We start from the raw sequence: 26,617 nt of genomic DNA, 5'->3' as shown, positions 1-26,617 counted from the left end.
ATATAAGTGTTATGAATTGGATTACAGAAAATAAATTACCTGTGGGTGATTGGGCGGAAGACGTTATTGATGCTCTGATCGATCACAGTGGCGCTTTCTTTGATGGTTTATCCGTTGTGTTGGAAACCATGATCGAGGGCTTAGTAAACCTGTTGACTATGATGCCGCCGTGGTTGGTGGTTGTGCTGATTGCTGCTTTTGCTGTGTGGCGTCAAAGGCACTGGGGCACGGCATTATTCTCGACCTTATCACTTGTGTTGATTTGGAATCTTGGCTATTGGCAAGAAACCATCGAAACCTTGTCTTTGGTGCTCTTTGCGACCGGCTTTTGTGTGCTGATTGGTGTGCCGATCGGGATTGCCGCAGCACACCGTCCGTGGCTGTATAAAGTGTTACGACCGATTCTGGATTTAATGCAGACCATTCCGACCTTTGTGTATTTGATTCCAACCCTGACCTTGTTTGGCTTAGGGGTTGTGCCAGGGCTAATTTCTACCATTGTCTTTGCCATTGCAGCACCGATTCGACTGACCTATCTGGGCATCAGTGAAGTGCCGAAAGAATTGTTAGAAGCCGGTCAGGCGTTTGGTTGCACTAAGCAGCGTCTTTTAACGCGGATTGAAATTCCGGCGGCGATGTCGAGCATTCGTGCGGGAATTACCCAGTGCATCATGTTGTCGTTGTCGATGGTTGTGATTGCCGCGTTAGTGGGGGCTGATGGCCTGGGTAAACCCGTGGTTCGAGCTTTGAATACCGTTGATATTGCAACGGGCTTTGAAGCTGGCTTGGCCATTGTGTTGATTGCCATCATGTTGGATCGCTTGTTTAAAACCAAGGGAACCTCTGAATAAGTCTCTGATCATTGAAATTCCGAGTTGTTAAGTAGTTATGATTGAATTTAAGAACGTTGACGTCGTCTTTGGAAAACAACCTGAGAGAGCCTTACCTTTATTGGATCAAGGATTAAGCCGCTCAGAGATTTTGGATGAAACCGGATTAACCGCAGGTGTTCGTAACGCCAATCTTTCGGTGGCGAAGGGTGAGATTTGTGTGTTGATGGGCTTGTCCGGCTCAGGTAAATCCAGCTTGTTACGCACAGCTAATGGTTTGAATCCGGTGGCCCGTGGTGAAGTGCTGGTTGAAACTGAGCAGGGCATGCAGGATTTCATGGCGTTGAGCGAGGCAGAGCAACGCGATATCCGCATGAACAAGATCACCATGGTATTCCAAAAGTTCGCTTTGATGCCCTGGCTGACCGTAGCGCAGAATGTTGCTTTTGGCTTGGAACAAAAGGGCCTCTCTAAAAAAGAAATTAAAGAGAAAACTGCAAACCAGTTGGAACTGGTTGGCTTGTCTCAGTGGGCGGATATGAAACCTTCTGAGCTGTCGGGTGGTATGCAACAGCGTGTGGGGTTAGCACGGGCTTTGGCAATGGAAACGGACATCATTTTGATGGACGAACCCTTTTCAGCGCTCGACCCGTTAATTCGAGCGCAATTGCAAGACGAGCTGTTACGATTGCAAGAACAGCTGCATAAAACCGTGATTTTTGTGAGTCATGATTTGGATGAAGCTCTGAAACTGGGGAACCACATCGCGATCATGAAAGACGGTGAGATCGTTCAGCACGATACGCCAGAGAACATCGTGTTGAATCCGGCCAATGATTATGTCCGTGATTTCGTAGCTCACACCAATCCAACAGAAGTGGTTAAAGCCGGTTCATTGCAGCGTCCGCTAGACACCTTAAAGCAGGAAGAGGGCGAGTATTTATTAAGTCGTCGTCATGATTATTGGCTTAAATTGGGAGCATCTATCTCTGACAGCCAGGTTCGCTACGGTGACGAACAACATACCTTACAAGTGTGGAATGGTGAAACGGCCATTGAATCTTTAGAAAAACACCCAACCATAGTGTCATCAGAGGTTTCCATGAAAGAGGTGATGGAAATTCGCTATTACACAGGTCATGGTGTGTTAGTTCAGGCAGAACAACAGATTACTGGTTATATCGGGGATAAAGATATTTACCATGCGATGTTAGGTAAGCTGCTGGATGACGATTAGCCTGTGATGGGCTATCACTAGGCTACGTCCTTTTCCCGTAGTATGTAAAAGATGTGGCCTTTATCTCTGCATTGCCAAATATCCTTATCGCAATATTTGGCTTTCTCCATGGCCGCTTTCGCGGAAATATAAAAAACTTGGCCGTCTTCTTTTAAGATCAATTTTTGACGTTTGTCGCGCCAAGAGTCGATTTTTTGTAGGTACTGCATGCTAGATTCTCAATCTGCAACCACTCATATCCTTGATTATAGCGTCTTAAATTCGAATGTCATAAGACTAGTCGGGTAGCTTTAACATCAAAAATTCAAACTGACCTTCACAGCATAGCCAGATATCGGCGCGTTCTCTTCGGGCAAGCAGTCGAATGCTCTTAAATGAAATCCAACTTCGATTGTTTTCGTGATCACGAAAGATAACTTTATGCTCAGGTGGAAACCAGTTGATGCGCTGTAAATACTTCATACATTGTTCCTAATGCTTAGCTGGATTGACGGCTCGGATTGGCTCGGATTATTTTTTTCGTTTCCGACATAAGCTTTAAGTATATCTTGTGGTGCGGAACGCTTTTTCTGAATCCTAAGTAAGTTCGTGTAGAATAGTCCCCCAAGTGGCTGTGAGTTTTCATCCTTTTTGTGAGCTTTTGTAATTCGGTTCGTTTGGAACCGGTTCACTGATCGGTCTGATAGCGACTCAATTCTATTCTGATATTTTTCTAAAGAGTTCTTTTGTTATGGAATGTCGCCTTGGCTGCGGTGCTTGCTGTATCGCCCCCTCCATTACCAGTGCAATTCCGGGGATGCCCGATGGGAAAAAAGCCGGTGAACGTTGTGTGCAGTTGGACGACAACAATCTATGTAAAATCTTTGGTCAGCCAGAGCGGCCGAAAGTCTGCCTAGACTTCCATGCCGCTGAATGGGTGTGTGGTTCGTCGAATGAGACCGCCATGGCTCGCTTGATTGAGATGGAAGATATTACGAGTCACTAAGGCACTTCTTTTCACTGTCAGCGATTTTTTACTATGACGGTTTCTTCACGGTAACGGGTATTTCTTTATCGGGGATATGACTCATGGCCCATTCGGAAATGGCAGTAATGCTCAGCGACGGATTCACTCCTGGGTTTGCGGATATTGCAGAGCCGTCACAGACCAACACATTGTCATAGCCAAACACCTCGCACTTGTCGTTAATGACGCCGTTTTTGGGATCGCTCGCCATTACGGCACCACCCAGAATATGGGCAGTGCTGGGTGTGCCAAATACGGCTTCGGTCATCCCTGTGGTGGCTTTACCGTCGACGATTTTTTCAACCTCTTTGGTTATGGCGTCAGAGGCTTCAATGTATCTTGAAGGCGCCGGGCCGTTCCCCAAATGACTGGTCAGTTGACCGCCGATACCGCGTTTGAAGGTCAGTGTGCTGTCTAGGTGCTGCATAAACAATAAAAAGAGGGTTTTCTTACCCCAGTCTTTAGCGAACAGCACCTTTAAATTGGCTTTGGGGGAAAGCACCATGGTTTTCACAAAGGAGCCAAAACGGGTGATCAGGTTCGAGCCAGACACCCTCGGTGCGGTGATTAACTTCATTAACCCTGCACGGCTGTTTTGATTAATCGGCTCCAGGTGGCTGTGTTCGTCGGTGTGCAATACCGAGCCAATGGTGACACCCTGTGCGAAGTTCACATCGTCTTTGAAGGAAGTAACCGAGGTAATGGTTTCGTTATTGGTTCGGATATCAGCCCCGACCTGATCGGAAAGACGAGGTAAGGAGCCAGAGTCTTTGAGCTTCAACAATAAGGGCACAGTGCCCAACACGCCGCCAGAGAAAATCACGCCTTTGGTATGGCTGACCTTCTTCTGTTTTCTGGCGTACGTTTTGGACGATTGATAACTGACCAAGTAACCATCCGCCCCTTGTTTATCGCCTGCGGGCAGTACATCCACCACCTCATGTTCGGCCACTATCTCTGCACCGTGAGCTTGCGCTAGGTACAGATAGTTTTTATCCAGCGTGTTCTTGGCGTTGTTTTTACAGCCGGTCATGCAGCTGCCACATTGAGTACAACCTCTACGAGCAGGCCCTTTGCCATCAAAATATGGGTCATCCTGATAGCTGCCGTGTTGCGACGGGTCGGAAAAATGAATCGCCACTCGGGAAGGGTGAAACTGGTCTTCTTTACCCAGTGTCTCCGCCAGTTCTTTAATGACATGGTCGGCTTCGGTGAGAGTCGGGTTTTCAGTAGCGCCCAGCATTCTAAGTGCTTCTTCGTAATGAGGCTTGAGCAGGGTTTCCCAGTCTTGCAATTGTCCCCAAGAGCCAGACTCGAAGAATTGCTGTTTGGGTGTAGGCAAGGTAGCGCCATAGGTTAGGGAGCCACCGCCGACGCCAACCCCTGAAAAGACAGTCACATGACGAAGGATGGTCATTTTCATGATGCCTCTTAATCCCAGCATGGGCATCCACAGCCACTTCTTCAGGTTCCAGGCATTGGCAGCGTAGTTACTCTCTTTAAACCACTGCCCCTTTTCAATGACCAATACCTTGTAACCTTTTTGGCTGAGGCGGTAGGCACTTACCGAGCCGCCAAAACCACTGCCGATAATGATGTAATCGTAGGCCTGTGCTTGTGCTGTGTGTTTCATACTGCTGTGCTCTCAATCGCTTTACCATTGAAACTTAACTTCATTAACTGCGCTTGAATTTGAACCACAGCAGTTTCTTCAAGAGGTTGAACGGCAGGTTATTCCACGGTGGGGCAATGTACTTGGCGGTGTTGATGGTGCCCTTATGAACGATGGTTTTAGCTTTACTGAAATTAATGAAGCCTTCTTTACCGTGGTAATGGCCCATTCCTGAAGGCCCGATACCACCAAAGGGAGCATCGTCTACCATTACATGGCTTAGGGTGTCGTTAATGCAGACGCCGCCGGAGTGGGTTCGTGACACAATATCGGCGGCACGCTGTTTGTCCCAGTCAAAGTAATACAGGGCTAATGGCCTTGGGCGTTGATTGATGTAGAGCAGGGCTTCTTCGATGTCATCGTAAGGCTTGATCGGAAGGATCGGGCCGAACAGCTCCTCTTGCTCAATCAACATGGTTTCGTTTGTATCCAATACCAGTGTCATCGGCATCTTGCGCCCCCCTTCAAAGCTCTCTTCCTGCGGGTTAATTGGCAGGACGTTCGCGCCTTTTTCTTTAGCATCTTGTAAGTAAGATTGCAGGCGCGCTAACTGACGATCATTAATGATGGACGTCCAGTCATCATTGGTTTTAAGGCTGGGGTAGCTCTTGCTTATGGCTTTAATAAAGGCTTCCACAAAGGCGTGAACTTTATGTCTCGGGCAGAAGATGTAATCCGGTGATACACAGATTTGACCAGCGTTCATTGCTTTACCAAAGGCAATGCGTTGAGCGGCTTCTTCAATCGGGAAAGAATCGTGAATGATGGTTGGGGATTTACCGCCCAACTCCAATGTCACCGGGGTTAAATGTTCAGAAGCGGCACGCATCACCAGTTTGCCGACGGAGGTCGCACCGGTAAACACCAGGTGATCAAACGGCAGTTTAGTGAATTCACTGCTGACATCGACTTCGCCTGTGAAGACGGCTACTTCGTCATCGATAAAACAGGACTCGATGATTTTCTTAACCACCTCGGCGGTGTTGGGTGCAAACTCAGACATTTTGATCATTGCCCGATTGCCGGCCGCCAAAGCCGAAACCAGAGGTGATAAACCGAGAAACAACGGGAAGTTCCAGGGCACGACTATGCCTACGACCCCTAATGGTTGATACATTAGCTCCACTTGTGCGGGCATTAAGGTCATTGGGGTTTTACGTTTCTCGGACTTCATCCACTTTTTGATGCGGGCTTTGCTGTAATTAATGGCATCCAACAACGGAAAGATTTCAGCCATTAAAGTTTCCGATTCTGAGCGGTTGCCAAAATCCATACTGACCGCCGAAATGACCTCATCGGAGTATTCAATAATCGCCGCTTTCAGTTTCTTAAGTTGGTTGATTCTCTCTTGTGCCGTTGGCATTGGCTTATTGATATAAGCAATCTTTTGAGCATGAAGACGGTCACTAAGGTACGAATAATTTTTCTCAGTGGTTATTTGTTCGATTGCACTCATAAGCCTTACCTGCGTTCTTTAATGGGGATGTTAATCGCGTTTAGGTTAGCCAAAAGCCGGGGGTGGCAGATAATTAATAGTTTGCGGTGGGGTGATGAAGTATTTGAATACAGCTGGGAGACAAGCATAGGAAGGCAAGGGGTATTCAAAAACTTACCATGGGTTATTAATTATCTGAATACCATAGTGTGCTGGTAATCTAAGATGATGGACGATGTTTTTACCTATACTGGTGTAGAGCATAACAATAATCTTAAGAGCCGAGTGCGCCAAACGTGATTGATATTTCTGATATTCATATGATTCAAGTAGTGGCCGATGTGGGCAGCATCAATAAAGCCGCAGAGCTGCTGAATATGTCACAACCCACCTTGAGCAAGAAAGTAAGCCGTCTGGAACAAAAGCTAAACCTGGAACTGTTCAGCCGGGGCATCGCCGGGATGGTGCCAACCGAAGCTGCGAATTTATTGATTGAAGAGGGCAGTCATCTTAAAGACCAGCTTCGGAAAGTAGAGCGACAGCTGGAGTTGATGTCCTATAAAAAAGGCGGTGTGGTGAAGTTGGGTGTCGGCCCAATTGTAGAGCAGATTCTGTTGCCTAAAGTGCTGCTGGATTATGTGGATCAAAACTACGACTTCAAAATTCAGGTCACCACCATGTCTTCTGAAGCGTTACTGAAGCAACTTAGAAAGGGCGCTATTGATCTGGCCATTGGGCCGTTCGTTGAGAGTGATATTCCAGATGACATGACATCGCCTCTGTATTTATCCGAGAAAATTATCGGTGCGGTGCGCTCCGGGCATGACTTATCTTCGAAGGGTGCTGCGCTGACCTTAGATGCGTTCACCAGATTCAAAGCCGTCACGCCGGACATCCCTGCGCATATGGGCCATCAAATCAGTCGTTTACTGGAGAACACGCCGTTAGAGCCGGAAATCGTGTGCGAAAATTATGCGATGGCGAAAACCATTGTGAGTAACTCAGATTATATTACGGCGGGTCCTGAGTCTTTGTTTCGAACGGAGTTTACCAGTGGTGAGTTGGCGAAGCTGGAATTTCCAATCGATGTAAACTGGAATTGCATGTGCATTGGCAGACCAGAAACCTTGTTGATCCCCATCGTGAAGGAAGTTGTCTCGATCTTCTCTCAGTACATGGATGCGCCTGAAGTCTAGTTGAAAGGTTCCCTAGACAAACTCGCTTTTCACAAGGCAGCGCTTTTCTTATGCTTTGGCTAACGAAAGTGATAAAGATAACGCTTTCGTTAGCGAAAACATCAAGGCTTACGCACGCACGCGCTTAACCTGCTGGCCACGACGCCAGAAGTTAAACAACACGTCAGCCACAGAGATTAAGCCGCGTACTTTGGTTTTCGGGTCTTTACCTTCACTCATACGACGGATCTGATCGGTGTACCAACTGATTTCCATGATGGCCATATCATCAATCTTTTTAATACCGGTAGAGATGGGCTTTACTGTCGACAGATAGCCTTGGCCTTTCAGGATTTTATTGGCCAAATCGGGATCAATAGCAAACGGACGGGCCAGACCTACAATGTCGGTCGCGCCCGATTCAACCGCTTCTTCCATGGCTCGTTGGCTTCTGAATCCGCCAGTGACCATAATCGGTGCTGAGACGTTCTTTTTCAGTTGTTCAGAGAATTCAAGGAAATAGGCTTCCCGTTGTTTGGTGCTTTCCTTCAGGTTGCCCTTTCGGTTCACCGGGTTTTCCCAGCTGCCCCCTGAAATTTCAATCATATCAATGCCCAACTTATCGAGCGTTTTACACACTTCAATGGACTCTTCGTTGGTAAAGCCGCCTTTTTGGAAATCTGATGAATTGAGCTTGATGCCAATGGCAAACTTTTTCCCGACTTTGGCTCGAATGGATTTGTACACCTCGGTCACAAAGCGCATTCGGTTTTCAAGCGAGCCACCCCATTTATCGGTGCGTTTGTTGTGGTTGGGGGAAAGAAATTGGCTGATTAGATAGCCATGAGCTCCGTGCAATTGCACGCCATCAAACCCTGCCGTTTTTAACACCGACGCGGTTGTGGTGAAACGCTGGATGATGTCTTCAATCTCAGTTTCCGTCAGCTCTCTGGGTGGCACGAACATATCGCTGGCTAAAGGAATCGCTGAAGGTGCCACTGGCGCTGAGTTCAAAAATTTAGGGGATTGTTTGCCGGGGTGGCTTAGCTGCGCCCAAATCTGAGCACCTTTGGATTTAGCGGCGTTTGCCCAAAGTTGCAGCAATAACGCATCTTTCTCGTCTTCCACGGCAACCGCCAAAGGCTCATTCGCGTGGCGTTTATCCACCATCACATTGCCGGTAACCAGAAGCCCGGCACCGCCTTCTGCCCAGGTTCGATAGAGCACTTCGAATTGTCGTACGACACGACCTTCGCCAGTGGCGATGGCTTCATTCATTGCCGATTTACAGAGCCGATTTTTCAGCGTTAAGCCGGAACGAAGTTTTAACGGGGTTGATAAGGTGGATTGATTGGACATGTGAAATCTCTTTACGTTGGTAGTCAATAACGCATCAAAGGGTATCGAAGCTGATTTGTGCTGAGGTAATGAAGATATTTGTGGATGGCAGGAAAAAAACTGAAAGATCCTTTGTGCGCATCTATTGAATGACGTTTATTCGGTTCATTGCGAAGGGCAGGCAAGTTTTTTCACTTATTGGCGAAACCCGAGTTATCTATCATCAACCTTGTATTAACACTCATAAACAAGGTGACTACGACATGAAGGTTGTTCGAGTAATGTGTTCGATTCAGGAGGGTTCCCTGGGTCAAAAGAAAATTAAGCAATTGGAATCGGTGATGAAAAGCACCTACCAGGCGCACTTTGGCGCGCAGTACCGACTGGTCTTCATCTGGTTAAACATTCCCTATGAACAATCGTATTTAGCCGGCGAACTGTCTACAGCATCGACTGTACAAATGCCGGTAGAAGATGGTTTACCGCCAGAGCAACGTCATCCCTTCATGAGTGAGATCTGCGCCAAATGGCAACACATTACAGGTTGCAATAAGAACGAGATCATTTTGGCGTCGTCCGACATGACGCATGTAAATGCGTTTTACGATGCGATGGACGCACGCTTTAACCCCGCTTTGAGACGCAAAACCAAACGCAAAATGCTGATGAGTCTGCTGAAGGGCTATCTCCGCAAAGGCTACCTCAACACCAGCGTCAATCTATAAGGAATTCACTATGCCTCTTTATACCGTTTCTACCGGCCTTTCGTTAACTGTGCCCAGACGAAAAGAATTAGCCAATCTCATTATGGAGGTGCACTGCGGTATTACCGGTGCCCCGAAAACCTTTGTGAATGTGTTGTATTGTGAAAATGTCCCGTTGGCGGATGGCATCACCATGAATGTGTTGGGAACGGTGCGTAAAGGTCGTACCAGTGCCATGAACGACACCTTGCAAAAAGAACTGATTCAGAAAATCTCTGACCTGATGAAAATCTCAGATCTACAGTTAGAACTGTCCCTGTTTGAAGTACCCGCTCAATGGGTTATGGAAGGTGGTGAAATCCTGCCTGAACCGGGCGAAGAAGATCAATGTGAGTGGCTTCAAAAAGGTCACAGCGCTTAGGTCGATGGCCATTCAATCAATATGTTATGAAGTGAAAATCGTGTTTAAGCTATAGGTGCTTCACGAAAGATATTATTATTCAGAACTGCCTATCTTGGTTGTAGTAAATACTGGCTTTGGATAGGCAGTAAACAGGATTTTTACACGCTTAGTCATGTTGTTTCCGTTCCTTGGGTTTTGTAAATTCTTTTAGCTCTTCTTCTGTTGGCACCCTTGAGTCAGGGTCACTTAAGACTGCTTCAGCAATGTCTTTATCTGTGATTGAGTCAACTTCCGACTTTTTAGTCTTTCCCTTGAGGTTTTTAATTTCTTCAAAACTAAACTTTTTTAGAGTCATATCACAATGCCTGCAGAAATTTGCCTTTGTAGTAATAGTTTTACCTGTTTGTTTACTTTGCTGGCTGATATGAGTCGAATGGTTCCATCTGGCTCACGCTCAGTATAAATCACGAACAATATGCCATATTCCGAAGAGCCTATGGTTTGAAATCTTTGTTCTCCATAGCCAACCCGATAATCTTCACGCTCAATTCTGTTGTTATCAAGAAATATGTGTACAGCGTCAGCAAAGTCAATTCGCGCTTTGTGGCCACCAAAGAAGCGCCAGTGCACGACAACGTAAAACAGGCCATTGTTAATACCGAAGAACACGACCTTCGATTGGTCATGCGCCCACTAAGAAACACAGAACGGGTACTGACCAACCCAGCGGTTGAGAAAAACTATCGAACTGGAACGCGAACTGGGCGATACCATCAAGTTTGATGACATTGCCGAAGGCGTGGTCGGAGTGTATCCAAAAGTGATGGGGAGGGCGACTTAAATGCAGGTGCCTGGTCGTGTGGTTTAGTAGCGGGCTTGATTAATGACGTACCAAACTGTGAAGAGCTAATCAGCAGCATCATGAAAGATGCGCATAGAATGATTTCAGAGCGGCTAAATGGTTTGATTTGATGGGGGGATCTTTAGATAATTAATGCTTTAGTACTGAGTTAACTGAGTGATATGTTTATACTGTTAATATTACATGGAATTCCTATCTAACCCGTTGAAATAAATAGAAATTATAAAATGCAAAAGTGTGCTTGATACGCTTTTGCTTATTTGTTTTTGTATGGATATTTGTATCTCATTGATTTGTAGTAGTTTCCATGAATAATGGTATGTTAAATAAGGAAAAGGATAGGCGTACGTAGAAAAAACTGTTAGGGCTCATTAGGTACAAAGGAGAAGGCCTTGGATTTTATAATTGGTATTTTGGGGAGTGTGATAGGGAATTTTTTAACAGATTTAACCAAATCGGTAATGAATTGGGATAATCTTTTTGGTGCAAGAAAACTACAACCTACAGATGTAGAGGTTCCGGTTCAAGTACCAGAAGTAGATCGTGATAAATATGCTCGGAGAATGTTAAACAGGGCTAGAGCAGAGAGCTTTAAGTGGTCTTTTAATATGGTCATGTGGTCACTAATGGCGCTTTTTGTTTCAGCTATGTTGCCAATATTGCTTTCTTCGAACTTAAGTATGGTTGTAGATATTCAATCAAGTAGATTATTTTGGCTTCCACTAGAGAGCGTAAGTTCTATAAATGTTGCAATTGTATTTGTACTATTAGCATTTATCCCTGTGTTCATTTTGGGGCAAATTATAACTAAATATATTGAATATATTTACGATCGTGAGTGGGGGGATGTAAGCCCTCAAAGATTTTTTGTATTTTATATTCGTGCAATATTGCCTCTAATTATTGTGTATTCAGGGTTGGTTGTTTTTTGTTTCTACCCAGATGTGGGTTTCTTTGAATCTTTCAAATACCCTTTGTATGTAGTAGGTGCAATGTTCGTTGCAGTTTTAATGGGATATAGACACTAACCAGCGGCTCCACCGGACAAATTATAGTGTCACCTTTTTTGTCCCATAAAAGCCGCAATAAAACTTGCTCGGTGAGCCGGGTGTTATGTAGCAAAAGGAGATTCAGAGTAATGTCTGGTTTGGTATTAGAACTTCAACGAGACGCCCTTGATAAACAGGTAGACGTATCTGATTTGTTGCGAAAGGTAATGGTAGTATCAAAAAAGCTATCAATTGAAGAAATTGAGAAGTGGATTACTAGTGAATTGTCTGGTTATCCTGCGGATGAGGATGCAGTGCCGGAATATAGAGAGATAACTGGAACGGTAAAAGTTTACAATCCTTATCATGGATGGCAGCCACTCCATTTTGGTGATGCAGATCTTGGAGAAAACTTATCAAAGCGAAAAATATCTCAAGCAATTGGTGAGTTAGTCGCGATTGTGAACAACGATAAATCAGGCAATCTACAAGTACCATTTAATCAACGCACTAAAAACAAATTGATGTCCTTAATGGATGTTCAATTGGAGCCTACACTATTAGTTAGTGACTCCCAAATCTATGGGATTCTCGACGCGGTACGAAATGAAGTTCTGAATTGGGCTTTGGATTTAGAGTCTAAAGGAATTATTGGTGATGGTATGAGTTTTTCAAGCGAAGAAAAGAAGGCTGCATCACAGGTTACTTATCAAATAACGAATAATATAGGTAGCATGGAGAACTCACAGCTACAGCAAGATTCAGCCGGAGCTTCTCAGACGCAAAATATTACACAATCAACAGCCGATCTTGCCGAGTTTATTCAAAAGCTCAAGGCTTCCATATCTGACTTAAGGTTGGATCAGCAGGGTAAAGCGGAATTGGAGGCAGAAGTCCTTACAATTGAGCATCAGATGGCGTCACCAAAACCAAAGCAGTTGATTATCTCGGAGTCTCTGAAATCGGCTCGATCAATATTAGAAGGCATTACCGGTAGCATGTTGGCTACAGGGTTACTAACACAGCTTGCGAGTCTGATGTAGTGCTACATAACAAGAAACGCCTTTCCGCTCCTTAGTCTCTACAAGTTGTCCGCAGCTGCGGGCGCTAGCTTCAAGGAATTAATCAGAAAATCATGGAAGAAAAAGAAATCCTAGATGTAAAAGTCATTGTAGCCCTAATTGGTGTTTGTGGGATATTAATAACCGCTCTACTGAGTAGTTTTGGTTATTTATTCAAAACAAGGGTAGAGACTAAGAAAAGCGCAAGAAAGGTTTTATACCTACTTCTGGAAATACGCTATGCAATAATAAACTCTCTTTTTGATCCAGAAGATGCTGCAAAAGCATATTTTGAACACCTTTTTAAGAGGATTAAAGAAAAAGGGATTCCTGTGGAACCTTCAGAAATTGAAGGGTCAATGCATGATTTAGTGAAGACACATTTTCATAATATCATCTCAGCAATGAGAACAGACATACATGAAAACTTATTGACACCTTTTGAAGAGACCTTATTAGATCTTGCTACAGTAAAGCCAGTGCTCGCTTATAGGCTTAGAGGAAAAGAAAAACTCGAAGCTGTAATGTCTCACACCAATAATTATCTTCAAAGTTATGAAGAGAAAATATCAGAGCATATAGAACAGGAGTGGCTTCAAGAAGTTTTATTTAGCAGTTCAGATGAGTTAAAAGAAGAAAACATATCTGAACTCATAGCTCTTTTAGATGAAGATATTACGTTACTAGCAAAGCACTGTGGATTTATTGACTACAGAGAGTGTAGGCAAGCTCTTCAAAAAAAGAAGATTGAACCTCATGAATACGACTTCTCTGAGCTCGATGTATTCATAGACAAGATCCTTATAAAAATCATAGAAGCAGCTAACAAGTCAATCCAGCCGACCGCCTCTGACGTCGGCTGATGGAGGCCTTCCCCTCCTAACCCCCACACACCCGATTAATCTGCGTACCTAGATTCACCTCGCCATCTGCACTGCCAATACTCGCCACAATCTGATCGCCAGCCTTCAAATACTGAGGGTTGGCGCGTTGGCGTTTGATAAAGGCTTGCCATTTCAAACGTTCCGGCAGTAACCCCATGAGTTTCACCAAGGGTGCCGGTGGAACGGACAACGCACAACCGCCTGGTGAGCCGGTCAGTAGCATATCGCCGGGTGATAGGTTGGTGATATGAGAGAGTTCGCTGAGGGATTCTTCCGGTTTGAAAATCAGGTTCTGGCTGTTGTCGATTTGTCTTAGCTCGTCATTCACAGACAGTTTCAGTTGGCATTGCGATAGGTAGTGCATTTCATGCGGTTCTAACAGGCATAAGTACGGCCCGGTGGGGCAGAAAGTGCGATAGCTTTTGCCTTTGAAGAATTGGCCTTCGGGGATCTGAATATCCCGTGCGGTGACGTCTTGCACCATCACGATGCCGGCAACGTATTGATGCAGATTTTGTTGGGTGATGATTTGCGGTGATTCTATGGATTGGCCAAGCACGATGGCCAGTTCCAGTTCGTAATCCAGCAATTGAACGTGATCAGGTTTGATGATGTCATCGTACGGGCCGGACAGGCTGGCATCGGATTTATGGAACAGGCTGTTAAAGCTTTTATCTTCTGGGTCCATGCCCAGCTCACGGCGACTGGACGGGTAGTTGGCGCCCTGACAAATCAATCGGCATGGCGCGGTGATGGGCGAAAGCAATTCAATCTCTGTGGTATCCAGTTTTGGTAGCTTACGCAATGCCGGGTCTTTAATCATGGCAAAGGCCAATGCTTTGCCTTGTTCAAGAAAATTTGTGGTGTCTGGGTAGTCGCCTTCAATGGGGTACAGACTTTCTGTGTTATCGGTATCTTTTGTCATCAGTGCCCAACCTTGTTTTCCGGTTGTGCGGTGCTGAAATCTGGCAATATGGCAGGGCATAGTGACCTCTATGTGTTCTTAATACGGATTATTGTTTGAAGGTGTGCTTTTAAGAATTCGGGCATCAACAGCTGAGCGGTTAGGCGCATCTTAACGGCACATGATGGGCTTGGATTTCTGTCGGGGGCACGCCCCACCATTTGATAAAGGCACGAGTGAAGCTGGCGGGTTCGGAATAATCCAGTTGGGCGGCGACAACTTTCACTGGCAGTTTGGCGGTCATTAGCCATTCTTTGGCGAGGGTCATTTTGGTGTCTAACACCACTTCGCTAAATCTGTGATCTTCTTCCTTTAAACGACGTCTTAGGGTTCGATCACTGATGAACAGCGATTTGGCCACTACCGAAAGCTTTGGATTAAAGGCTTTGTTATGCAGCACGTAATTACGAATGCGCTGGGCATAATCCGGCAGCGTTTGATGGCTATCCAATAACTGCTCGCATTCACTGATGAAGTGGGCATGGATTAAGGCATCGGTTTTAGCGAAGGAAATATCAAACAAGTTGCTCGCTAACGAGATAGCAAAGTAGGGGCGTTCCGTTTTGACCGTGAGTTGGGTCAGTTCCGACAGCGCCTGCTGGTATTCAGCATCATCAAAGGGCAGCCAGAGTTCAGCGCTGGAGAAATCAAAGTTGGGCAGCATATCTCTTAGGAAGTTGATGGTCAGAGCACAATACCGCTCGAATAAGTAGCGATGAATCGTGATGGGTAAATGCTGCATATCCAGCACCAGGCTGACCGTGTCATCGTCTTCCTGAAGTAAAACGCGTGAGAGCATGATCGACATGCTTGAAAAACGAGAGACGATATCGAACGCCGAGCGCAGATCAGGGCTGGTCAAAATGGCGAGCCCCCAAACTCCGAAGTTGTCGACTTGAAGGGCTTGCCCAGCTTCAAAGCCGTAGCCTGCGCGTTGCGGCAGCAGGGCTAACGCTTGATCCAGGATCTTGATTTCCAATCGGTCGGGAAGGTCGGTTTGCTGATTGAGTAATTGCTCGCGGGTAAAACCGGTTTGACGCAAGCACAGCTCAGGATCAATCCCTTCCTTTTCAAGCATCTGAAGGATGGATTGAATCGCCAGTCTTGCCCGATTGTTTTGTTTCAGCGACATATCAGTAAACCGTTTGCCCTTGGTGTTTTTTGCTCTATTTATTAACCAGTGCGCTACAGAAAATCTAAAAGCCATTCAGAAGCCTGTCAAACACAAACGCTGCTCTTGAAGTGCACCGTGAATGCCTGAGGGCTTCGGAATTTAGTCAGGGCAGTATTTAAAACAAACCCTGAATGCTGATAGCGATGGAGGCGTCGCCTTCCACTTCAATGTTGCCTTCCATCACTTCGGTCATTGGGTCGGTTTCACCCGCAACGATTTGGGCGAACAACTCTGGCGACATGGTGATGGTGCAGTCGGCATCCTTATCTTCTGTGGTCACGTCTTTGCCTGAAATATGCAGCACTTCTGACCCTATATGGAATTTAACCGGTGAAGCAAAGCCACCAAACTTCTCAACGGCGGGAATGATTTTGGATTCAATTAACGATTCGATCGACATAGTAGATACCTTCTTTGAGTTTATAGTCATGTTGGATTTTAGGCGCGCGCACTGATGGTGGTGCGGTGCAGTTCTCTTCGATGGCCTTCAAAGCCGCCGGTGGCTTTATGCAGTACGCTGCGGTTATCCCACATCACCAGCATGTCTTCTTCCCACTTATGACGGTAAACGAAGCGCTCCTGAATCTGCCAGCGCTGAACTTCCATCACTAAGGCCATGGCTTCTTTGTGTGGCATGTCTTCAATGCCAACAATGTAGGCAATGGCAGAGCCGTAAATGGATTCTTTGCCGCTTTCAGGATGGGTGATGATGAATGGGTGGGTTTCTGAGTCCAGCGCTTCATCGGACGGGGTGATTTCCATGCTGTGGCTCTTGAATTTATCGCCGTAAGAGCCTTTCTTGGAGTAACCCATTTTCGCAGAGTGAATGGCCATCTTGCCTTCGACACGCTGGCGGAGGTCTTCTGGCATTTCCGCTGCGGCCTGAATCTGATTGGCAAACAGGGTATCGCCACCGACGGGTGGAATCTCGATGCTGTAAAGGGTCGTTGCAAACGGCGGGTCGGCTTTAAAGGTCCAGTCGGCGTGCCAGATGTCCGCGAAGATCGGGCTGGTTTCATCCGCTTCTCGCTGAATGGAAATCATATGCTTACGACCTTCCATGGGTTTTACAAAGGGGTCGATGGCTAAATCGCCAAAGTATTCTGAAATACGTTCCAGATCATCGTCGCTCAGTTTCTGATTCTTGAAAATGATGACGTGATGTTCGTTCCACGCCGCGCGAATATTTTTAATTTGTTGTTCGCTTAACGGTTGGGTCAAATCGACACCAGAAATGAAAGCGCCACAGGCTTCGCCAGTAGGTGTAACGGTCATGCTCATAACACACTCCACATTCAGTTTTTTATTAGAATCAGGAGCAGGTTAAGGTGATTAGGGAATGATCAACATGATACATCAGGCCAACAGAATGATGTATGTGGCCAAATGGAAGACAGGCGCGTGGCTTTTGTCACATTGGCAGGAGGGATTGAGGCGCGCGAAATTAGCGGTATCTGACGGCATAGTTATGCCTTTATCAACGAGACGATAATCGCCTCGTTTGGCGGTATCCGAACGTTAAATGGCCTCGATGGATGCTTTTAATTGAACTAAGGATTGCTCTGATCTCTGTTCAATTGTCTTTTTGAAGTAAATCGCATTGGCGGCCACCAAAGCAAAGTTAGGCAGGGTGTAATGCAGGGTTCGTTCAAACTCGGTTTGGTTCTCTGACATTGCACTTACTCGGTACTGCAGTGAAATAACGCTGCCATTGGTTAGGTTTTCCGCATCAGCAGACCATGTTTGACCCGGTTGGTAGGTCTTAATCTGCCACTTCAGGTCATTCGGGCCTATGGGTGTTTCAATGTTTTCTGCAAAGGAATCTCCTGCCTGCATGGTGCCTGTTTTGGCGGTGGTAACCTGCTTAGAAGACGGATGCCACTCTGGCCATCGGCTGACATCACCGGCGTAATTCAGAGCTTCGCTGGCAGGTTTGTTGATGACCACTGTATTAACCACGGTCGTGGTGACAGGGAATGTCCACAACACATAAATGAAGCCGAGCATCAGAGGTAATCTGACGGCTTCTAACGGAATCAGCTTGTTCTTATTCTCCAACAGATTCGTGGCAACGATTACACCAGTAACCAGTATCAAGGCGCCGGCAATCTTATAGACAACCTCAAGTTGCGGAGATAAAAATATGAACATGGGGCCCGCTAAGAAGGTGAGAATTGTTGAAAATCCGGCATAGAGTTTTTTCGGTAGGGTGGAATACGGGTCGTATTTAGGTCGATCTGCCGTGCCTTCTTTTTGAAGGTGATGATGCTCTTCCACGCAGTCGGTTGGCCGCCAGCCTGTTGGTTTAAACCAAAGCCCGATTTTGTCGGTTAGCTTTTTAGTCTTGATTGTATCGTGGAACAGATTACGCCAGTGGCGCAGATTCAATTTTAGCGGGCTAAGGGTGTGCGGTGCGTTGGTTGTGCCGTAGTGACAGGCTTCTTCCCGCAGTTCAGGTTGCCAGGAACCAAAGAATCGATCCCAGATAACCAAGGTGCCGCCGTAGTTGCGATCAATGTATATAGGGTTCTTGGCGTGATGCACCCGGTGGCTGGATGGGGTAGACAAGATGCCTTCGATGTAGGGAATACGGTCGATGCCTTGGGTGTGAATCCAGAACTGGTAGGCTTTGAGCAGTAAGAATTGGCCGAGATATACCTCCGGCGGACAGCCTAATACAGCCAAAGGAAGATAGAAGATCCAAGAGAAAGCGTATTGGAATGCACTTTGGCGCACCGCCGTTGTATAGTTGAATTCCTCGCCTTGATGATGACCTTCATGGGCACCCCAGAGCATATTGCGTTCATGCGCGATTCTATGGAACCAGTAATAACAAAAGTCCACGCCAAAAAAGAAGATCACCCAAGTCAGCAGACTGGCAGAGCTAAATTCGAACAGTCGGTAGTTTTCCCACACCCAGACAAATACGCCAAAGGTGAAGACCTTCAGCAGTGCTTCAGAGATCAGCAGGCAGGCCCCCATGGAACCACTGGTAATGGAGTCACTGTAGGTGTGCAGGTTTTTGCCTTGTAGCTTCAATGCGATGTATTCGAACAGCATGAATAGAAGAAACAGCGGGATGCCAATGGCTCCAAAATTGTATTCAAACGCCATGAGATTCTACCTTTGTTGTATTTATAGACGTTATCAGTGTCTCCTGATGGTGATTCCAAGTCTTTGACCCTTTGCGATTAAAAGTGGATAGATACGATAGTTTTTTATCTCGGATGTAGGCGCTAATTAATAATTATGATTAAGTAAGGTTTAGAGGTTCCTTAGAGATTCCCTCAGTCTTTTTAGGTATGACGCTGCTCAGACAGTAAGAAGGTCGTGTAATGAAACATTTGTGGATTGCCAGCACTTGGATCAATGCGTTGTTAAAAGTGTTTGATGCTGAGAATCTGAATCGCAGAGAGTTAACTCGGGACTTACCTGGATTTGTGGAAGGGGAGTTCACCGAAGGCGATCGTCTGGATTTGCTGTCTGCTCGGTTGCTTTGGCATCGCGCCAGTAAATTATCGGGAGACCCTTTACTGGGGTGTAAGATCGGATTGAGTGCCGATTATCGAAGCATTGGAGTGCTGGCCCCCATCATCTGGCATTCAAAAAGCATTGCGCTGGCGCTCCAAAACATTGCCAGATTTCAGACACTGATCAGTGAGAATGGCGCTTTTCGATATGAGATTGATGAAGAGAAACAGCTAATATTTTGCTATTACGAAGAAACACCGGCAGCGGTTCGATCCTCCTCGCAGCAAATTCTGTCTGTCACGGTGGGCGTTATTAATGTCATTAACACCTTATCGTCAGGCCAGGTGAGTGCTAAACGGCTTGTTGTGCCCGAAGGGTATGCCTCTGATGTGATTAGGGACTTTCTGCAAATGGAGGTGATCAATCAGGGGCACGGCTTTGGATTTACGATTGGCATGGCAGGGCTGAAAACGCCCATCTCCGGCTGCGATACCACCCTGTACAACGCGTGCCTGGAATACGCCAATTCACTGCTGAATGAAAAGAATCAGGGGATTGAACTGATTCAACGGGTGCGACGGTTCATCGCTCATAACGGTATGTTGATGGCGGGCATTACCGAGTGCGCTGAGCAGCTCAACACCTATCCACGCAGTCTCCAGCGGCAATTGGCGGATTACGGAACGAGCTTTAGAAAAATCAAAGAAGAAGTGTTGAAGGAACGAGCACTGCAAGAATTAAACACGGGCACCGAGATTAAAGACACAGCGCTTGTACTAGGCTATTCAGAACTCAGTGGCTTTTATCGTTCGTTTAAAACCTGGTTTGGCATAACGCCGAAAAAGGCGTTGAAAGAGGGGGTTTTTTAGAACGCCTCTCTAGGCGATTTGCGTATCGGCGTTTAGAAAGAAGAGTGTTTCAGAAATAGACGTGTTTTAGAAAAAAAATTCGGAAACAGTCGTTCCGATAAATAAGGGGAAAACCAAGGGGGAAAGGATGTTTGCTCATAAAACAATTGTGATTACCGGTGCGTCCAGCGGCATTGGTAAGGCAGCGGCAATTCAATTAGCGAAGAAAGGCGCAACCGTGATCCTTATTGCCAGGCGAGAAGCCTTACTGAAAGAAGTAGTCGATGACATTAAGGCCTTGGGTGGTACGGCGCATTGGTATGTTGGTGATTTATCCAAGGTCGAAGAAATCGATAAGCTCACTGATAAGATCCTTTCTGAGCATTTGGTCATTGATGTACTGGTCAATAATGCTGGGCGCTCTATTCGCCGCCCGATGGAAGATTCTCTGGAACGCTACCATGATTTCCAACGTTGTATGGACATCAACTACTTTGCGCCTGTGCGCTTGATCCGCAATCTATTGCCTGCGCTGCTTCAATCAAAAGACGGCCACATTATTAACTCCACCACCTGGGGCACCCTGTTACCCGCCGCCGGATTTGGCCCCTACAACGCTAGCAAAGTAGCACTGGATACCATGGCTAATACTCTGAGAATGGAGATGGAAGGCCAAGGTATCTCTGTTACCCAAATTCATTTCCCGCTGGTGCATACTGCCATGAGCGGTGCAACAAAGAGCTTTAGAAAATTACCGGGCATGACCCCGAATCAAGCCGCAGGATGGATTACAAAAGCCGTCAAGAAAAAGCCCCGCGCCATTATGGATACCAAAACACGCATCGCCAGTGGCCTGTACTTCTGTTTTCCCTCGGTTGTGGAAAAAGCCTCTCGACTGTTGCCGTTTTCCATATAGAAACGCAGGGACGATCTGATGACAAATATCGAACTGTTGTTTTAATGGACAATGCGTTAGAGAATGGTTCGCAAAATGGGAAAGCTATTTTGCGTTTCTTGGGGCGTAGGATTGGGGGCTAAAAGTCTATGAGTGATCGAACTTGTAAGTATTGTAGTGAAGTTAAACAAGAGTTTCGCATAAGAAGCCCTATAGACCTTGAAAAGGCAATCCGCGTTGTGGCCGCGAATATATCTGATGGCACTATTAGAGAGAGTGAGTATTGGCCGAAGGATATTCTCAATTACTGTGATAGCGGGCCTTTTACTGATCTTGCAAATGGTAAGTTATGGGGAGATATCGTTGACTACTACTTTGAATGCTCTAAGTGTAATCAACTTTATCATCTCACAGCAGAAACATATAGCGGTTGTGGAGGCAGCTGGTGTGCTGCAGAGCGAGAGTAACTTATAACAAGTCAAAGCACGGAGGCTTGGTAAAGCTGTTATCTTTTTTGTTCCCAAAAAGCCACCAACTTCACCAAACTGGTGTTTGAGGTCTTCAAATTTAATATGACCAAAGAGTTTAACCTTAAGTACGAAAATAATTCGACACCTAGTGTTTCGATAGTTGAAGCATATAGGAAAGTTGTAATGTCGGATGATTTCGAAGAAAGTCTTTCCTTGGTGCATTATCGTGGTGGGGAGGAAGAGTTTCGCTTAGGCAAAATGTACGCAAATAGTAACGACCCAATAGACCGAGCTGTTGGTGCAGACATACTAGGACAGCTAGGTTGGCAAGATCGAACTTATTTGCAAGAAAGTCTTAAAATATTAATTTCGCTGCTGGATGATTCAGACGAGTTCGTCATTTTCTGCGCATGCTGTGCTATAGGTCATCGAGGTGACGAAAAGTCTATTGGTCAGTTGATTAGACTTGCAGGGCATAAAAATTCTCAAATTAGATATGGTGTAACTACTTCATTGTCTGGGTTGGAGACTAAAGAGGCTATAGATACAATTATCACTCTATCTAAAGATCCAGATAGAGATGTTAGGAATTGGGCCATGTTTGGGTTAGGTACGCAAATCGAAGCTGATACGCCAGAGATAAGACAAGCACTCATTATTGGAGTATCCGACAATGATTCAGAAATTCGTGGTGAAGCTCTTGTAGGGCTTGCAGTTAGAAAGGATAGTAGAGTTATTAATTTAATATTGAATGAATGGAAATCATTTGATGATATTAGTGTTTTGAGTTTGGAAGCGGCTGAAGAAATATCGAGCCCACGGCTGTACTCTAAGTTAATTTATTTTAGTGAGACTTTGGATTGTGAAGGAGATGGACAATTTGAGTTGCAGTTACAATGTGCTTTAGAGGCATGCCAACCGAAAATTGAACAGGTAAATCCAATCGACGACTAACGCATCGGGTGATTAAGGCGTCTAGACATACGGAAATAATATGAAGAGACTGGGTAGGCACATACTCATTGGGATTACGGTTCCTGTTGTTTTACTTCTAAATGCGTTCTTAATTCCTGAGCCTTATTCTCATCCTTTAATACATGTAGGTCTTGCTCCTTGCAAAGCTATGCCTTTCTTAGAGAATAGAGAATTGATGAGAGAGTTAACTGAGATTATATTCGGGAGAATGACACCGAATTTTGCGCCCATACAGATTCTCTTTCTAATACTATTTTGGTTCCTATTTTCGCTAGCAGTATCGATACTCTGGGCTCGTTTTAAAAAGGACAAAGAAAGTGTCTAAAATCTATGTGACCGGGGCTTGGCAAGGCGCAAAAAAAACGTGGCCTACAGACTAAGGCAAAGGTCTATTTATGAAAATCGCAGTTGCCATACTAATTACATTAACGCTGCTAGCGCTATCTTTTATATCTTTGTTTTCAACATGTGCCTGGGGCTGTCCAAACACTGGCATCCAACTGGTCTTCAAAGTAAGCACAATAGGTTTATCATTGTTCTTGGCTAATTGCGTTTATCGAGCAAACCATCAAATCAGTAACTACAGACACAAAAACAAAGAGTCGTAAAAATAGCATGTGGCATGGAGCTAATAACAAGTTGGGCAATGCTCGGTCAGGAAAAAGACTCCCTTGCTGGACTCGCTAGCGCTATTTATCAAAACGTTACAAGAGAAGAGTAGGATGGAGCCGAATTTAATAATTATTGAAAACTTTGTTAAAGAATCTGACTCTCTATTTCTCAATTTGAAAGAGTCGGTGAATTGGGATGAGAGAATGAAAGCGCGGAAAACCGCGAGCTTTGGTGTGGCTTATGATTATTCTGGGATCACTTATCCAAATGAGGATATGCCTCAGGTATTGGGTGCAATTTGCGAAAAGATTGACGAAGAATTGGGGTTTAAGCCAAATAACTGTCTTCTTAATTACTACTTAGATGGAGATTCATCCATGGGGTACCATTCCGATTCAAGTGAAGAGTTACTCGAAGGTACTGGTGTGGCGATTGTATCATTAGGTTCAGAGCGTAATATTTCTTATCGAAGCAAAGAAGATAAAGAGATTAAGCATAAGTATCCGCTTAAAAGCGGAGCTCTTTTATATATGAATGATGAAGTGCAAGAGAAATGGATGCACGCGATTCCAAAGCAGAAAGGGGTTGGCGAGAGAATTAGCCTTACATTTAGGCACATCATCAAGTAACTTGTACCGACTCTTTTATCACCGTTCTCAATGTAGAGATATTCCTCTCTTTTGCTGCTACTCAAAAGTAAATTCAATATTCACTTTATGCGTCTACAGGCATATTGAACCGTCAGAGCCTGGTGTGGTGGTGAGGTGATGGTGTGGTTTAGGTTGTTGCCAATGAAAAACACGTCATCAAACCGGGCATTCAATAACAATAAATAAGAGAGACGGTTCAGATGGATTCCATAGTTAATATTGCGCTGTTGATTGCTCAAAGCATCATTATGTTTTCACTGGGCATAGGCCTTGAAGTCAAAGACTTTAAACGTGTGTTGGAACGAAAGAAGGTCGTCGGTATTGCACTCATTGCTCAAGTGCTGGTTCTGCCTGTGTTGGCGTATTTAACGGTTCATTTGTTCTCTTTTCCACCTATGTATGCGGCGGGCTTGATGATTCTTAGCTTCTGCCCGGGCGGCGTGACCAGCAATATTATCTCCAAAATGGCAAAAGGGGATGTGGCGCTGTCGGTATCCTTAACCGCTGTTACCAGTATTCTTGCGTTTGTTTCGGTACCTTTCTTGGTGGCGCTTTCGGTGACTCATTTCTTGGGCGATGCTTTAACGGAGTATTCCTTTAGCAAGATTGCCTTAGTGACTTTCTTGATCACAACGACACCTGTGTCATTAGGGGTGTTGTTCCGCCATTTCAAAACTTCTGCGGCACTACGCATTGAGCGAGGGCTGGAGCGCTTGGCTTATGTGCTCTGGAGTATCATTGTGATCGGTGCATTTGCTTCTGCTTGGGAGACCGTGGAAGCTAACTTTGGCAAAATCGGCCCAGGCTTGTTGTTCCTACCGATTGTAATGACTTGCTTGGGTTTGCTTATTGGCCGTATGTCTCATCTCTCCCGAACGGAATCCAAAACGCTGGCCATTGAAGCCAGTATTCAGAACTCACCCATGGCGCTTACCTTAGCGGTATTAATCAGCGGAGTGAGTAGCGCTTTACCAGACCTTGCTTTGCCTGCAGCGGTTTACTCCCTGACTATGTATGCCGTGGCTTTTCCATCGGTACTTCTGTTGAGACGCTGGGGCGATGGGCCAAAAGCTAACCCTGCGCCTGCTTATGAGCTTGACGGTTGATGAGGTTGTTCTTTGGTTTTGGGTTGGTTAGTGTGGTTAGTCTAATACTGATGGTGAGATGAATTTCTTGCTAGATTTACCCTGTATACTGTTTAGTCACGAAAATGCATATAGGAAAATGATGAATAATCTTCGAGAGTGGTTCGAAAGTAAATTGCTGGGCTAAACGTGAAAGCAAAAGGGTATCCAACTTATGAATGAAGCATATGCTATATACAGCTAACAAAAATATGCTTCCTCTCAGTTAAGGACATATAGGTGCATAGGAAGGATTGATGTTCAGTTTTCTTAAAAAGTTATTTCCAAGCAAACAGAAACAAAGAATTGCAATTAATCACGATCAGCTTGGTTACATAAATTTTGATGCTGCCAGTGGTTTTTGGGAAACAATCGATAGCGCTATATTTCACAGTGTTCCAGGGGATGAGCAGGGGCCAGACCCTAAAGCAGTAGATGTCATTATTACTAAGCTTCAAGATCTAGATAAGTATTGGAAAATTTGTTCAGTTGAGCTTTTATCTATTGCAAGCCAGTGGAGCTCTATACCTCCAAGCCTTCCCGCGAAGAGCTTGTTTAAAGTAGCAGCTATTTCAATCAATTCTATCGAGGAGTTGGACTGGGAAGTATGTTTTGAATCTAAGCCCGAGCATAAGTGGTTATACATTGGCATACAATTCAACGGTGATAGCATTGTGGCAAACGATATATCTACTTAATTATAAAGTATGATCAGGTAGCTCATCGAATGTGCGGTGTTAACTCCTGAGAAAGTTCCAATCAGCAATTCACTTACTAAGCTCCGGCAACCCATCAAACAGTTGCTTAGCCCACCGGTAGCAAGAATCAATCAAGGCGCTGCGAGCGTGTTCCTTCGGGCAGACCAACCAATAGCTGGTGGGGGAGTCCAAACGCTCGGTCAATGAAAGCAGTTTTCCGTCGTTTACCCAGTTGTTGATGGCAGGGAAGATGCCCAGTGCCACGCCTAATCCTTGTTCAGCGGATTTGATGGCAGAGAAGTAACTGTCGCAAACAATGCCTTGATGTTGCTGAAGCTCAGGGGAGTATTGAAGCCAGTCCCGATAGTTTTCGTTGGTGGAAAGCAGGGTTTGATCGTTCAGCCAGCGATGAACATCCGATGTCGGAAAACTTGGTTTTGGTGCATTTGTCTTTGTCGCGCGTGAAGTGTCCGTGTGTGAATTGTTCGTGTTTGAACGCTTACCAATGGGATTTCGCTTCAGGTAGTCAGGTGAGCATACCGGGCTGACTTTGACAGGGCATAACAGTTTTGCTTCCAGCCCCGGCCAGTGACCCAAGCCAAACCGAATGGCTGCATCGGCAATGCCAGTGTCGAAGTCTATGTATTCTGTGCCGGTAGTAATTCTCAGCTCGGTGTTGGGTTCCAGCGTTTTGAAGGTTAAGTAATTCGGTATCAGTATTTCCTGCGCTATGAACAGTGGGGTATTCAATCGCAGCGACCGTTGATTGTATTTCCGGTCAAATTCCTTAAAGCCTTGTTGGTAAGAGCGAACGGTATCGGCGGCTAACTGATAATAAAAATGGCCAGCATCCGTCAGTTCGAGTCGAGGGCCATGACGACGAAACAGTTTGATTTCCAGATACTTCTCTAACGCCTTAATTTGCTGACTTACTGCGGGCGGTGAAACGTGCAGTTCATCGGCGGCTTTTCGAAAACTTTTGTGCCGGGCGGAGGCTTCGAAAACGGGTAACCATTGAATAGGTGGTGGCTTCATGATTTCAGTTAATGATAAGTAAAACTTAATAAAGGATAACTAATAACTGTTTTTTATGAGGATAAATATAGATTAACTTATCAATAAAGCATAGCTCTGAGCAGA

27 protein-coding genes are annotated in these 26,617 nt (G+C 45.4%); 15 read left to right on the top strand and 12 right to left on the bottom strand.

What is annotated here, in order from left to right; translation table 11 throughout:
* The first annotated feature begins 11 nt into the window (after positions 1–11).
* Positions 12–851, top strand: coding sequence for a choline ABC transporter permease subunit (choW, locus tag ACFOEK_RS03480; protein WP_386716220.1), 840 nt, complete (start codon positions 12–14; stop codon positions 849–851).
* 37 nt (positions 852–888) lie between these two features.
* Positions 889–2,067 carry a choline ABC transporter ATP-binding protein gene (gene choV, locus ACFOEK_RS03475; protein WP_386716217.1) on the top strand — a complete coding sequence of 393 codons (1,179 nt, stop codon included), beginning with the start codon at positions 889–891 and terminating at the stop codon, positions 2,065–2,067.
* Positions 2,068–2,343: 276 nt separating this feature from the next.
* On the opposite strand, the gene ACFOEK_RS03470 is transcribed toward choV, so the two are convergent.
* On the bottom strand, positions 2,344–2,529 hold the full coding sequence (locus tag ACFOEK_RS03470) for a hypothetical protein (protein WP_386716214.1): 186 nt from the start codon (positions 2,527–2,529) through the stop codon (positions 2,344–2,346).
* 268 nt (positions 2,530–2,797) lie between these two features.
* On the opposite strand from ACFOEK_RS03470, the gene ACFOEK_RS03465 reads away from it, so the two are divergent.
* Positions 2,798–3,052, top strand: coding sequence for a YkgJ family cysteine cluster protein (locus ACFOEK_RS03465; protein ID WP_386716211.1), 255 nt, complete (start codon positions 2,798–2,800; stop codon positions 3,050–3,052).
* 31 nt (positions 3,053–3,083) lie between these two features.
* Here the strand turns inward: ACFOEK_RS03465 and ACFOEK_RS03460 are convergent, their stop codons facing one another.
* Positions 3,084–4,706 (bottom strand): GMC oxidoreductase, encoded by a 1,623-nt coding sequence (locus tag ACFOEK_RS03460; RefSeq protein ID WP_386716208.1) that lies wholly within the window; start codon positions 4,704–4,706, stop codon positions 3,084–3,086.
* A 43-nt stretch (positions 4,707–4,749) separates the two neighbouring features.
* Positions 4,750–6,201 (bottom strand): coniferyl aldehyde dehydrogenase, encoded by a 1,452-nt coding sequence (locus tag ACFOEK_RS03455; RefSeq protein ID WP_386716205.1) that lies wholly within the window; start codon positions 6,199–6,201, stop codon positions 4,750–4,752.
* A gap of 275 nt (positions 6,202–6,476) precedes the next feature.
* Between ACFOEK_RS03455 and ACFOEK_RS03450 the strand changes: the two genes are divergently transcribed.
* Complete coding sequence (locus tag ACFOEK_RS03450; RefSeq protein WP_386716202.1) at positions 6,477–7,376, top strand: LysR family transcriptional regulator; 900 nt, start codon at positions 6,477–6,479, stop codon at positions 7,374–7,376.
* A gap of 108 nt (positions 7,377–7,484) precedes the next feature.
* On the opposite strand, the gene ACFOEK_RS03445 is transcribed toward ACFOEK_RS03450, so the two are convergent.
* Positions 7,485–8,714 (bottom strand): NADH:flavin oxidoreductase/NADH oxidase family protein, encoded by a 1,230-nt coding sequence (locus ACFOEK_RS03445; protein WP_386716199.1) that lies wholly within the window; start codon positions 8,712–8,714, stop codon positions 7,485–7,487.
* 242 nt (positions 8,715–8,956) lie between these two features.
* Between ACFOEK_RS03445 and ACFOEK_RS03440 the strand changes: the two genes are divergently transcribed.
* Together ACFOEK_RS03440 and ACFOEK_RS03435 are read left to right on the top strand one after the other, a co-directional pair.
* Complete coding sequence (locus ACFOEK_RS03440) at positions 8,957–9,418, top strand: hypothetical protein (protein WP_386716196.1); 462 nt, start codon at positions 8,957–8,959, stop codon at positions 9,416–9,418.
* A 10-nt stretch (positions 9,419–9,428) separates the two neighbouring features.
* Positions 9,429–9,818, top strand: a complete 390-nt coding sequence (locus tag ACFOEK_RS03435) for a tautomerase family protein (RefSeq protein ID WP_386716193.1) — start codon at positions 9,429–9,431, stop codon at positions 9,816–9,818.
* A 148-nt stretch (positions 9,819–9,966) separates the two neighbouring features.
* Here the strand turns inward: ACFOEK_RS03435 and ACFOEK_RS03430 are convergent, their stop codons facing one another.
* Complete coding sequence (locus ACFOEK_RS03430; protein ID WP_386716190.1) at positions 9,967–10,155, bottom strand: hypothetical protein; 189 nt, start codon at positions 10,153–10,155, stop codon at positions 9,967–9,969.
* Positions 10,152–10,430 (bottom strand): BrnT family toxin, encoded by a 279-nt coding sequence (locus tag ACFOEK_RS03425; protein ID WP_386718527.1) that lies wholly within the window; start codon positions 10,428–10,430, stop codon positions 10,152–10,154. The genes ACFOEK_RS03430 and ACFOEK_RS03425 overlap by 4 nt, the downstream gene beginning before the upstream one ends.
* Before the next feature lie 624 nt (positions 10,431–11,054).
* Here ACFOEK_RS03425 and ACFOEK_RS03420 point away from each other — a divergent pair.
* From ACFOEK_RS03420 to ACFOEK_RS03410, 3 genes are all read left to right on the top strand, one after another.
* Positions 11,055–11,690, top strand: coding sequence for a hypothetical protein (locus ACFOEK_RS03420; RefSeq protein WP_386716187.1), 636 nt, complete (start codon positions 11,055–11,057; stop codon positions 11,688–11,690).
* 110 nt (positions 11,691–11,800) lie between these two features.
* Positions 11,801–12,694, top strand: coding sequence for an AbiTii domain-containing protein (locus tag ACFOEK_RS03415; RefSeq protein WP_386716184.1), 894 nt, complete (start codon positions 11,801–11,803; stop codon positions 12,692–12,694).
* Positions 12,695–12,786: 92 nt separating this feature from the next.
* Positions 12,787–13,575, top strand: coding sequence for a hypothetical protein (locus ACFOEK_RS03410; protein ID WP_386716181.1), 789 nt, complete (start codon positions 12,787–12,789; stop codon positions 13,573–13,575).
* Between the two features lie 16 nt (positions 13,576–13,591).
* On the opposite strand, the gene ACFOEK_RS03405 is transcribed toward ACFOEK_RS03410, so the two are convergent.
* From ACFOEK_RS03405 to ACFOEK_RS03385, 5 genes are all read right to left on the bottom strand, one after another.
* A complete protein-coding gene (locus ACFOEK_RS03405) occupies positions 13,592–14,521 on the bottom strand; it encodes a fumarylacetoacetate hydrolase family protein (RefSeq protein ID WP_386716178.1) in 930 nt (309 codons plus the stop codon).
* 139 nt (positions 14,522–14,660) lie between these two features.
* Complete coding sequence (locus ACFOEK_RS03400; protein WP_386716175.1) at positions 14,661–15,692, bottom strand: AraC family transcriptional regulator; 1,032 nt, start codon at positions 15,690–15,692, stop codon at positions 14,661–14,663.
* A gap of 157 nt (positions 15,693–15,849) precedes the next feature.
* The gene (locus ACFOEK_RS03395; protein ID WP_386716172.1) at positions 15,850–16,134 is read right to left on the bottom strand and encodes an SCP2 sterol-binding domain-containing protein; all 285 of its coding nucleotides are present in this window, start codon (positions 16,132–16,134) and stop codon (positions 15,850–15,852) included.
* A gap of 38 nt (positions 16,135–16,172) precedes the next feature.
* Positions 16,173–17,015, bottom strand: coding sequence for a TauD/TfdA dioxygenase family protein (locus tag ACFOEK_RS03390; RefSeq protein ID WP_386716169.1), 843 nt, complete (start codon positions 17,013–17,015; stop codon positions 16,173–16,175).
* 237 nt (positions 17,016–17,252) lie between these two features.
* Positions 17,253–18,848, bottom strand: coding sequence for a sterol desaturase family protein (locus tag ACFOEK_RS03385; protein ID WP_386716166.1), 1,596 nt, complete (start codon positions 18,846–18,848; stop codon positions 17,253–17,255).
* 221 nt (positions 18,849–19,069) lie between these two features.
* Here ACFOEK_RS03385 and ACFOEK_RS03380 point away from each other — a divergent pair, with 221 nt between their 5' ends.
* The 6 genes from ACFOEK_RS03380 (at position 19,070) to ACFOEK_RS03355 (ending at position 25,477) form a co-directional block, all read left to right on the top strand.
* The gene (locus ACFOEK_RS03380; protein WP_386716163.1) at positions 19,070–20,074 is read left to right on the top strand and encodes an AraC family transcriptional regulator; all 1,005 of its coding nucleotides are present in this window, start codon (positions 19,070–19,072) and stop codon (positions 20,072–20,074) included.
* Between the two features lie 127 nt (positions 20,075–20,201).
* Positions 20,202–20,969, top strand: coding sequence for an SDR family NAD(P)-dependent oxidoreductase (locus ACFOEK_RS03375; protein ID WP_386716160.1), 768 nt, complete (start codon positions 20,202–20,204; stop codon positions 20,967–20,969).
* A gap of 551 nt (positions 20,970–21,520) precedes the next feature.
* A complete protein-coding gene (locus ACFOEK_RS03370; RefSeq protein ID WP_386716157.1) occupies positions 21,521–22,372 on the top strand; it encodes a HEAT repeat domain-containing protein in 852 nt (283 codons plus the stop codon).
* Between the two features lie 743 nt (positions 22,373–23,115).
* On the top strand, positions 23,116–23,634 hold the full coding sequence (locus tag ACFOEK_RS03365) for an alpha-ketoglutarate-dependent dioxygenase AlkB family protein (protein WP_386716154.1): 519 nt from the start codon (positions 23,116–23,118) through the stop codon (positions 23,632–23,634).
* Positions 23,635–23,855: 221 nt separating this feature from the next.
* Positions 23,856–24,761 carry a bile acid:sodium symporter family protein gene (locus tag ACFOEK_RS03360; protein ID WP_386716151.1) on the top strand — a complete coding sequence of 302 codons (906 nt, stop codon included), beginning with the start codon at positions 23,856–23,858 and terminating at the stop codon, positions 24,759–24,761.
* Positions 24,762–25,036: 275 nt separating this feature from the next.
* Positions 25,037–25,477 carry a hypothetical protein gene (locus tag ACFOEK_RS03355; protein WP_386716148.1) on the top strand — a complete coding sequence of 147 codons (441 nt, stop codon included), beginning with the start codon at positions 25,037–25,039 and terminating at the stop codon, positions 25,475–25,477.
* A 69-nt stretch (positions 25,478–25,546) separates the two neighbouring features.
* Here the strand turns inward: ACFOEK_RS03355 and ACFOEK_RS03350 are convergent, their stop codons facing one another.
* Positions 25,547–26,512 (bottom strand): LysR family transcriptional regulator, encoded by a 966-nt coding sequence (locus ACFOEK_RS03350; protein WP_386716145.1) that lies wholly within the window; start codon positions 26,510–26,512, stop codon positions 25,547–25,549.
* Positions 26,513–26,617 lie beyond the last annotated feature (105 nt).

Source organism: Litoribrevibacter euphylliae, assembly GCF_042646085.1.
Classification (GTDB): Bacteria; Pseudomonadota; Gammaproteobacteria; order Pseudomonadales; family Litoribrevibacteraceae; genus Litoribrevibacter; species Litoribrevibacter euphylliae.
This window is presented reverse-complemented; position numbering and strand designations above follow the sequence as displayed.

Coding starts and splice junctions, on each gene's coding strand:
- ACFOEK_RS03360 (WP_386716151.1), top strand. CDS start 23,856: ATGGATTCCATAGTTAATATTGCGCTGTTGATTGCTCAAAGCATCATT.
- ACFOEK_RS03390 (WP_386716169.1), bottom strand. CDS start 17,015: ATGAGCATGACCGTTACACCTACTGGCGAAGCCTGTGGCGCTTTCATT.
- ACFOEK_RS03440 (WP_386716196.1), top strand. CDS start 8,957: ATGAAGGTTGTTCGAGTAATGTGTTCGATTCAGGAGGGTTCCCTGGGT.
- ACFOEK_RS03430 (WP_386716190.1), bottom strand. CDS start 10,155: ATGACTCTAAAAAAGTTTAGTTTTGAAGAAATTAAAAACCTCAAGGGA.
- ACFOEK_RS03380 (WP_386716163.1), top strand. CDS start 19,070: ATGAAACATTTGTGGATTGCCAGCACTTGGATCAATGCGTTGTTAAAA.
- ACFOEK_RS03410 (WP_386716181.1), top strand. CDS start 12,787: ATGGAAGAAAAAGAAATCCTAGATGTAAAAGTCATTGTAGCCCTAATT.
- ACFOEK_RS03395 (WP_386716172.1), bottom strand. CDS start 16,134: ATGTCGATCGAATCGTTAATTGAATCCAAAATCATTCCCGCCGTTGAG.
- ACFOEK_RS03460 (WP_386716208.1), bottom strand. CDS start 4,706: ATGAAACACACAGCACAAGCACAGGCCTACGATTACATCATTATCGGC.
- ACFOEK_RS03415 (WP_386716184.1), top strand. CDS start 11,801: ATGTCTGGTTTGGTATTAGAACTTCAACGAGACGCCCTTGATAAACAG.
- ACFOEK_RS03445 (WP_386716199.1), bottom strand. CDS start 8,714: ATGTCCAATCAATCCACCTTATCAACCCCGTTAAAACTTCGTTCCGGC.
- ACFOEK_RS03455 (WP_386716205.1), bottom strand. CDS start 6,201: ATGAGTGCAATCGAACAAATAACCACTGAGAAAAATTATTCGTACCTT.
- ACFOEK_RS03470 (WP_386716214.1), bottom strand. CDS start 2,529: ATGAAGTATTTACAGCGCATCAACTGGTTTCCACCTGAGCATAAAGTT.
- ACFOEK_RS03370 (WP_386716157.1), top strand. CDS start 21,521: ATGACCAAAGAGTTTAACCTTAAGTACGAAAATAATTCGACACCTAGT.
- ACFOEK_RS03465 (WP_386716211.1), top strand. CDS start 2,798: ATGGAATGTCGCCTTGGCTGCGGTGCTTGCTGTATCGCCCCCTCCATT.
- ACFOEK_RS03385 (WP_386716166.1), bottom strand. CDS start 18,848: ATGGCGTTTGAATACAATTTTGGAGCCATTGGCATCCCGCTGTTTCTT.
- ACFOEK_RS03435 (WP_386716193.1), top strand. CDS start 9,429: ATGCCTCTTTATACCGTTTCTACCGGCCTTTCGTTAACTGTGCCCAGA.
- ACFOEK_RS03375 (WP_386716160.1), top strand. CDS start 20,202: ATGTTTGCTCATAAAACAATTGTGATTACCGGTGCGTCCAGCGGCATT.
- ACFOEK_RS03350 (WP_386716145.1), bottom strand. CDS start 26,512: ATGAAGCCACCACCTATTCAATGGTTACCCGTTTTCGAAGCCTCCGCC.
- ACFOEK_RS03400 (WP_386716175.1), bottom strand. CDS start 15,692: ATGTCGCTGAAACAAAACAATCGGGCAAGACTGGCGATTCAATCCATC.
- ACFOEK_RS03365 (WP_386716154.1), top strand. CDS start 23,116: ATGGAGCCGAATTTAATAATTATTGAAAACTTTGTTAAAGAATCTGAC.
- choW (WP_386716220.1), top strand. CDS start 12: ATGAATTGGATTACAGAAAATAAATTACCTGTGGGTGATTGGGCGGAA.
- ACFOEK_RS03355 (WP_386716148.1), top strand. CDS start 25,037: ATGTTCAGTTTTCTTAAAAAGTTATTTCCAAGCAAACAGAAACAAAGA.
- choV (WP_386716217.1), top strand. CDS start 889: ATGATTGAATTTAAGAACGTTGACGTCGTCTTTGGAAAACAACCTGAG.
- ACFOEK_RS03405 (WP_386716178.1), bottom strand. CDS start 14,521: ATGACAAAAGATACCGATAACACAGAAAGTCTGTACCCCATTGAAGGC.